Genomic DNA, 7,070 nt, shown 5'->3' on the forward strand with positions numbered 1-7,070 from the left:
GAGCGGGTGCCTGCCCCCACTCCCGTGCCCCGGCACCGACCGGCGCTACGGCGCGGGCAGCTCCATGAGCGCGGCGACCGTCTCGCGGTGGTGCCCGGCACTGCCGTACGCGATCGAGTCGGCCTTGGCGCGCTTGAGGTACAGATGGGCGGGGTGCTCCCAGGTCATCCCGATCCCGCCGTGCAGCTGGACGCACTCCTCCGCGGCGTGCACGGCGACCCCGGAGCAGTAGGCCTGCGCGACGGCCACCGCGAGCGGCGCCTCCGGGCTGTCGGCGGCGAGGGCGTCGGCGGCGTTCCGCGCGGCCGCACGGGCCGATACGACTTCCAGCCAGAGCTGCGCCATGCGGTGCTTGAGCGCCTGGAAGGAACCCACCGGCCGGTTGAACTGGTGGCGTTCGCGGGTGTGGCGGACCGTCTCGGCCAGGCACCATTCGGCGACACCGAGCTGCTCGGAGGCGAGCAGTCCGGCACCCGCCAGCAGCCCTCGGCCCACGGCGCCGACGGCGGCCGCACCGTCGGCCAGGCGGATTCCCGCGGCCCCGGTGAGGGTGACGGTGGCGAGCGGGCGGGTCAGGTCGAGGGACACGAGCGGTGCCACGGCGACTCCTTCGGCGGCCGCCTCGACCGCGTACAGCCCGTCCGTCGTCGGCACCAGCAGCACATCGGCGGCGACGGCGTCGGCGACACCGGCCACGCTCCCCTCCACCCGGCCCGCCACGACCGCCGCGGGCCGGACGGCGTCGGGCGCGGCGGCGGCGAACGGCACCGCGAGCACCGCGACCCGGCGCCCCCCGGCGAGCTCGCCGAGCAGCTCGGCCACCGGACCGGCCGACTCTCCCAGCGCCAGCAGCGTCTGAGTGGCGACGACCGCGCCGGTCAGGTACGGGGCCGGGGCCACGGCACGGCCCAGCTCCTCCAGCACGACCGCGGCCTCGCGGTGGCTCGCGCCCTGGCCGCCGAACCGCTCGGGCACCAGCAGCCCCGCGGCGCCGATGCCGCCCGCCAGGACCTGCCAGAGTTCCGGGTCGTACGGGGTGCCGGACTCGGCGCGGACGAGCAGCGCCGGTACGTCGCCCCGGTCGGCGAGGAGTGCGCGTACCGCCGCCCGCAGGTCCTCCTCCGCCTCCGAGTACAGCAGGTCCGGCGCGCCGGTCTCGTCGGTGGGTGCGGTCGGTGCTGTCATCGGGAGAGGTCCTTCCAGGCGACGTCCTTGTCGTTGCGCGGCTCGGCGGGCAGGCCGAGCACGCGCTCGGCGACGATGTTGAGCAGCACCTCGCTGGTGCCGCCCTCGATGGAGTTGCCCTTGGAGCGGAGGTAGCGGTAGCCCGCGTCCCGTCCGGTGAAGTCGACGAGTTCGGGCCTGCGCATGGTCCAGTCGTCGTACAACAGACCTTCCTGGCCGAGCAGTTCGACCTCCAGTCCGCTGATCTCCTGGTTGAGCCGGGCGAAGGCGAGCTTCATCCCGGAGCCTTCCGGGCCGGGCTGTCCGGCGACGAGCTGCTGGCGCAGCCGGGTGCCGGTGAGCCTGGCCACCTCGGCCTCGACCCAGAGGTTCAGCAGCCGTTGGTGGAGGTCGTGGGTGCGCAGTTCGGGGCGTTCGCGCCAGGTGCGGGCGAGGGGTGCGATCATGCCGCCCTCACGCGGGACGCGGGCTCCGCCGATGGAGACGCGTTCGTTCATCAGGGTGGTCCGCGCGACCTTCCAGCCCTCGCCGACCGGGCCGAGCCGGTGACGGTCGGGGATGCGTACGCCGGTGAGGAAGACCTCGTTGAACTCGGCCTCCCCGGTGATCTGGCGCAGCGGCCGGACCTCGACGCCCGGGTCGGTCATGTCGCAGATGAAGTAGCTGATGCCGCGGTGCTTGGGCACGTCGGGGTCGGTGCGGGCGATGAGGATCGCCCAGCGGGCCAGATGGGCGCTGGACGTCCAGACCTTCTGCCCGTCGATCACCCAGTCCTCGCCGTCGCGGACGGCGCGGGTGGCGAGCGCGGCGAGGTCGGAACCCGCGCCTGGTTCGCTGAAGAGCTGGCACCAGACCTCCTCGCCGGTCCAGAGCGGGCGCAGGAAGCGCTGTTTCTGCTCGTCGGTGCCGTAGCCGAGGATGGTCGGGGCGGCCATGCCGAGACCGATGCCGATCCGGCGCGGGTCGTTGTCGGGGGCGCCCGCGGCGGCGAGTTCGGCGTCGACGACGCCTTGCAGCGAGCGGGGCGCGCCGAGGCCGCCGAGACCGGCCGGGTAGTGCACCCAGGCCAGCCCGGCGTCGAAGCGGGCCCGGAGGAAGGCAGTGCGCCCGGTGGCGGCCGGGGGGTGCGCGGCGAGCAGGTCCTGGGCGCGGCGGCGGAGCTCCGCGGCGTCGGGTGCGGTCATCGGGCGGCTCCCCGGGGCAGGACGGTGATCCGGCCGGTGCTGGCGCCGTCGGCGACGCGCTGGACGGCGGCGGCCGCCCCGGCGAGCCCGACGCGTTCGCTGACCAGGGGTCTGACCACGCCCTCGGCGGCGAGCCGGGTGAGTTCGTCGTGGCAGGCGCGGACGGCGGCCGGGTCCTTGGTGTTGTAGAGGCCCCAGTGGAGTCCGAGGACCGAGTAGTTCTTGAGGAGTGCGTGATTCAGCGCCGGGGCCGGGACGACCCCACTGGCGAAGCCGACGACGATCACCCGTCCCTCGAAGGCGACGCACTTCACGGACTTGGCGTAGGCGTCGCCGCCCACCGGGTCGTACACCACGTCGGCGCCGCGTCCGCCGGTGGCTTCCTTGACGGCGGCGACGATGTCCTCGGTGTGCCGGTCGATGACCAGGTCGCAGCCGAGTTCCGCGGCGGCCTTCGCCTTCTCCGGGCCGCCGACGACCCCGATGACGGTGGCGCCCGCGGCCTTGCCGAGCTGGACGGCGGCGCTGCCGACGCCACCGGCCGCCGCGTGCACCAGCAGGGTCTCGCCGCTCTTGAGGTGTGCCCTGCGGTGCAGGCCGAACCAGCCGGTCTGGTAACCGATGTGCAGGGCGGCCGCCTCGGCGTCGTCCAGGCCGTCCGGTGCGGGCAGCAGGGCCGCCGCGTCGGCGAGGGTGTACTCGGCGAAGCCACCGTGCGGCAGGGCCGGGGTGGCGAGCACCCGTCGCCCGTCCGCGGTCCGGCCGCAGATCTCCACGCCGGGGGTGAAGGGCAGCGGCGGCCGCACCTGGTACTGGCCGCGGCAGAGCAGCGCGTCCGGGAAGTTGACGTTCGCGGCGAGCACTTCCAGGAGCACCTGCCCCTCGCCGGGCACGGGTCTGCCGGTCTCCTCCAGGCGCATCACCTCGCCCGGTTCGCCGTTCCGGTGCACTCGCCATGCCTGCATCAGGAGCCTCCACAACACGTCGGCGTTTCCACTGCTCCGGCGCATACTAAGCGGTCGCTTGCTTCTCTGGGAACAATGCGCCGGAGGAACCGCACGCGTCGGCGGCGAACCCGCCCGGGACTGGCGCGGCCGGAACGCCGCTTCGGCCGTCGCGGGTCGCGCCCGCCCCGAACAGGCGCGGTACGCCGACCGGGACCCGCCGATGCGATCCACGGAGCGCCATGAGCGGTCGGCGCCTCCGGCCCGACGTTGGAGCGACGTCAACGGCGCGCGCCCCACCCTCCGTCGACGGCGCGTACGCTGCGGCGCGCACGGAGATGGCGGGCTGCGCCGATGGAACGGGCGGAGGGCTCAACGGGGTCGGGGCGCTCGGCGCGGTGGCGGCCCCCGGCCCCGCGCACACCGGGTCCGCGCCGGTGTCACCGTGCGCGAGGCACCATCGGCCGGGGCCCCGGTCTCACGCGGGGGCCGGGAGGTCAGGAGAGCCAGTCGGCGTACCGGGTGGCGGCGAGGTGGGCCCCGTCGTCGGTGAGGACATCGCCCCTGACGGCGGCGAACATGCCGGCGGTGGGGTCGGTGACGACGGTGCGACGGTCGCCCTTGTGGGCCAGGGTGATCCGGCCCAGCTCGTCCAGGGTGAAGGTGTCGGGGCCCGCGATGTTGCGGATTCCGTTGAGCGGGGCTCCTGCGGCGACCTCCGCCACCGCGGCGGCCACGTCCTTGGAGGCGATCGGCTGGATCGGCGTGGCGGGCAGCCGGACGGTGTCGGCGTCGGCGGTCCAGGACAGGACGGTGTCGATGAACTCCATGAACTGCGTCGCCCGGACGATCGAGTAGGGGATCGCCCCGGCGGCCAGGAGGTTCTCCTGGAGCGCCTTGGCCCGGTAGTAGTCCAGCTCCGGCACCCGGTCCGTGCCGACGATCGAGAGGATGACGAGGTGGCCGACGTGGCCCTTGCCGGCCGCGGCCAGAAGGTTGTCCATGGAGGTCCGGAAGAAGGCCGGCGAGGCGTCGTCGAAGGTCGGCGAGTTGGTCAGGTTGACGACGACGTCGGCTCCCGCCACCGCCTCGTCCAGTCCCCGACCGCCGATGATGTCGACCCCGCTGGACTTCGAGTGCGGCACGGCCTCGTGCCCCGCGGTGTTCAGGTTCTTGACGACCTGCGACCCGATCAGTCCGGTGCCGCCGATGACCGCGATCTTCATGGCATGCCTTTCCTGGGGGCCATGTGAGGAATATGGCACAGGGACGGATATGTGGGAGGGGCAGGAGATGTCCCCTCGGTCACCGGGGAGAGGGCTCCGTCACAGTCCGTCGACGAACGTGACCGTCTCGTCGAGCGGCGCCCGGCTCGTACGGGCGCCACCCGCGGCGATGTCTTCGTACCCGAACGACATGCCGCAGAAGAGAATGAGTCCGTCCGGGGGCGACAGGACCTCCGCGACGGATTCGCGGTACTCCGACCAGGCCATCTGCGCACAGCTGTGCAGCCCCTCGGCGCGCAGGAGCAGCATGACGGTCTGCAGATAGATGCCGACGTCGGCCCATTGGGGCCGGCCCATGTCGCGGTCGATGTAGCAGAACAGGGCAGCGGGCGCACCGAAGCAGTTCCAGTTCTCGGTCGCGGCCCTCCGGCGCGCCTCCCAGTCCTCACGCGCAATGCCGAGTGCGCCGTAGCGCACCTTGCCGAACGCGGATCGGCGCTCGGAGTACGGGGGTTTCAGCGCGGGCGGATACATCTCGTACTCCCGCTCGTCCCAGGGGTCACCCGCAGCCGCGCGTTCTCCGGCGCGCCTCTTGATCTCGGCCAGCGGCGCGCCGGTTACCGCGTAGGTGTGCCATGGCTGGATGTTCGATCCGGACGGCGCCCAGGCCGCGGCCGACAGAACGCGCTCCAGCGTCTCTCTCGGAACGGGGCGGTCGGTGAACCTGCGCACCGCCCGCCGGCTCGTGACTGCCTCGTAGACATCCATGACCGCCTGCCTCCATTCACCCGATGGGGCCTTCGTCACATCACAACCGTATCACTCAAGACCGTATCGAGTGAAACCATTTTTCCCGTCGGACATCCGGCCCGGGTACCGCACCTCGGAGAAGGCGTACGGCCGCGCCGGAACCGACCGCGAAGTCGCCACGGAGGCCGCACACGGCCGGGACACCGACGCAACGCGCAGCGGGCGGGCGTCTACGCCTCGCCGTCGGCGGGATGGGCGAACCGGGTCAGGAGATCCGTCAGCCGCTCGGCCTCTCCACGCCCCAGCCCGGCGACCAGCCGCTCCGCCACCGGCTCCGCCGCCGCGTGGGCGGCGTCGAAGAGCTCCAGCCCCTGGGGGGTGATCTGCACCGCCCGCACCCGCCGGTCCCCCGCGACGGCCTTGCGCACGGCCAGACCCTTGCGTTCCAGATCGTCCACGATGCGCATGATCCCGGCCTTGTCCGATCCGGTCGCCGTCACCAGATCCCGCTGCACCGTGGGTCCGTGATTGACGAGTTCGATCAGAACCGCGAAATGCCGCAGCTCGATGCCGAGCGGCCGAAGCGCCTCCCCGAGCCCCGCGGCGGCCCGCCAGTGCGCCCGGCGCAGCAGAAGGCCGAGAGCGAAGGGCGAGGGATCCCCGGGTCGATCGGTCGCACGCGAAGCGGTGGTCCGGGGAGGAATGTCGGCGGCCATGAGGCCAGACTACGTCATTCAATACAGTATTGATTGATACTAAATCAATCCCCCTCCACCTTCAGGGAAAATACCCCTGGGGGTATTGATGTTAGCCTTGGTCGCGTAATACCCCCAGGGGTAAATCATCACAGAGGGAGCCGTGTCGTGTACTTCGTCGACACCCCCGGGGCATCGGCCCCGCTCCGACACCCGCGGAGCTTCACCACCCCGGCCGCGTGCGGTGACCGCATATGACCGCGCTGGTCGTGGCGCTGATCGCCGGAGCCGTGGTCGGGCTGGCGCTCGGCGGACTCGGCGGTGGCGGGAGCGTACTCGCCGTCCCCGCGCTCATCTATCTGCTCGGCTTCACCCCGGCCGCGGCCACCACCGCCGCGCTGCTCATCGTCATCGCGACCTCGCTCACCGGCCTGCTCGCCCACGCCCGCGAGGGCCACGTCCGCTGGCGCACCGGCGGGCTCTTCGCGGCGGCCGGGCTCGTTCCGGCGGCAGTAGCCGGGGCACTGTCGGCGCACATCCCGTCCGGGGTGCTGACCGCGGCCTTCGCCGCGCTCGCGGTCGTGGCCGGGGTACGGATGATCCGCCCGCGCGCCGCGGCCGACGCGCCGGACGGTGACGGCCCGCGGCCCGCGTCCACCGGGCGGGTGGCCCGGACCGGGGCCGGGCTCGGCGCGGTCACCGGCTTCCTCGGGGTGGGCGGCGGGTTCCTGGTGGTGCCCGCGCTGGTCACGGTCGTCGCCGTACCGATGGCCTCGGCGGTCGGCACCAGTCTGCTGGTCATCATCGTGAACTCCGCGGCCGCGCTGGCCACCCGGCTCACCACACCCACCGTGCTGGACTGGGCGACGATCGCCCCGTTCACGGCGGCGGCGGTGCTCGGAGCCTGGGACGGGAAACGGCTGGCCGCGAAGGTGTCCACGGCGGCCCTGCAACGGATCTTCGGTGTGGTGCTGCTGGCCGTGGCCGCGTTCATGCTCGTCGACGCGGTGGTGTGACGCACGGCGAGGACCGGCGCGAGAACGAGTGAGGGCGGTGGGGCGGGACGACGGCGGCGTGCACCGCAGT

7 protein-coding genes are annotated in these 7,070 nt (G+C 72.9%); 1 reads left to right on the forward strand and 6 read right to left on the reverse strand.

All coding sequences use genetic code 11. The features are described from left to right. Positions 1-45: 45 nt before the first annotated feature. The 6 genes from ACFCV8_RS34835 to ACFCV8_RS34860 all read right to left on the reverse strand — a co-directional run bounded on the left by ACFCV8_RS34835 (position 46) and on the right by ACFCV8_RS34860 (position 6,005). A complete protein-coding gene (locus ACFCV8_RS34835) occupies positions 46-1,185 on the reverse strand; it encodes an acyl-CoA dehydrogenase family protein (protein WP_376689525.1) in 1,140 nt (379 codons plus the stop codon). Then, positions 1,182-2,369 (reverse strand): acyl-CoA dehydrogenase family protein, encoded by a 1,188-nt coding sequence (locus ACFCV8_RS34840; RefSeq protein WP_376689526.1) that lies wholly within the window; start codon positions 2,367-2,369, stop codon positions 1,182-1,184. The genes ACFCV8_RS34835 and ACFCV8_RS34840 overlap by 4 nt, the downstream gene beginning before the upstream one ends. Next, positions 2,366-3,334, reverse strand: coding sequence for an NADPH:quinone oxidoreductase family protein (locus ACFCV8_RS34845; RefSeq protein ID WP_376689527.1), 969 nt, complete (start codon positions 3,332-3,334; stop codon positions 2,366-2,368). The genes ACFCV8_RS34840 and ACFCV8_RS34845 overlap by 4 nt, the downstream gene beginning before the upstream one ends. A gap of 476 nt (positions 3,335-3,810) precedes the next feature. Continuing rightward, positions 3,811-4,539: an SDR family oxidoreductase gene (locus tag ACFCV8_RS34850; RefSeq protein WP_376689528.1), complete on the reverse strand. Its 729-nt coding sequence runs from the start codon at positions 4,537-4,539 to the stop codon at positions 3,811-3,813. Positions 4,540-4,638: 99 nt separating this feature from the next. Next, positions 4,639-5,307, reverse strand: coding sequence for a nitroreductase (locus tag ACFCV8_RS34855; RefSeq protein ID WP_376689529.1), 669 nt, complete (start codon positions 5,305-5,307; stop codon positions 4,639-4,641). A gap of 212 nt (positions 5,308-5,519) precedes the next feature. Further along, positions 5,520-6,005, reverse strand: coding sequence for a MarR family winged helix-turn-helix transcriptional regulator (locus ACFCV8_RS34860; protein ID WP_376689530.1), 486 nt, complete (start codon positions 6,003-6,005; stop codon positions 5,520-5,522). 233 nt (positions 6,006-6,238) lie between these two features. On the opposite strand from ACFCV8_RS34860, the gene ACFCV8_RS34865 reads away from it, so the two are divergent. After that, on the forward strand, positions 6,239-7,000 hold the full coding sequence (locus ACFCV8_RS34865; RefSeq protein WP_376689531.1) for a sulfite exporter TauE/SafE family protein: 762 nt from the start codon (positions 6,239-6,241) through the stop codon (positions 6,998-7,000). Positions 7,001-7,070 lie beyond the last annotated feature (70 nt).

Source organism: Streptomyces sp. NPDC056347 (assembly GCF_042262625.1).
Taxonomy (GTDB): Bacteria; Actinomycetota; Actinomycetes; order Streptomycetales; family Streptomycetaceae; genus Streptomyces.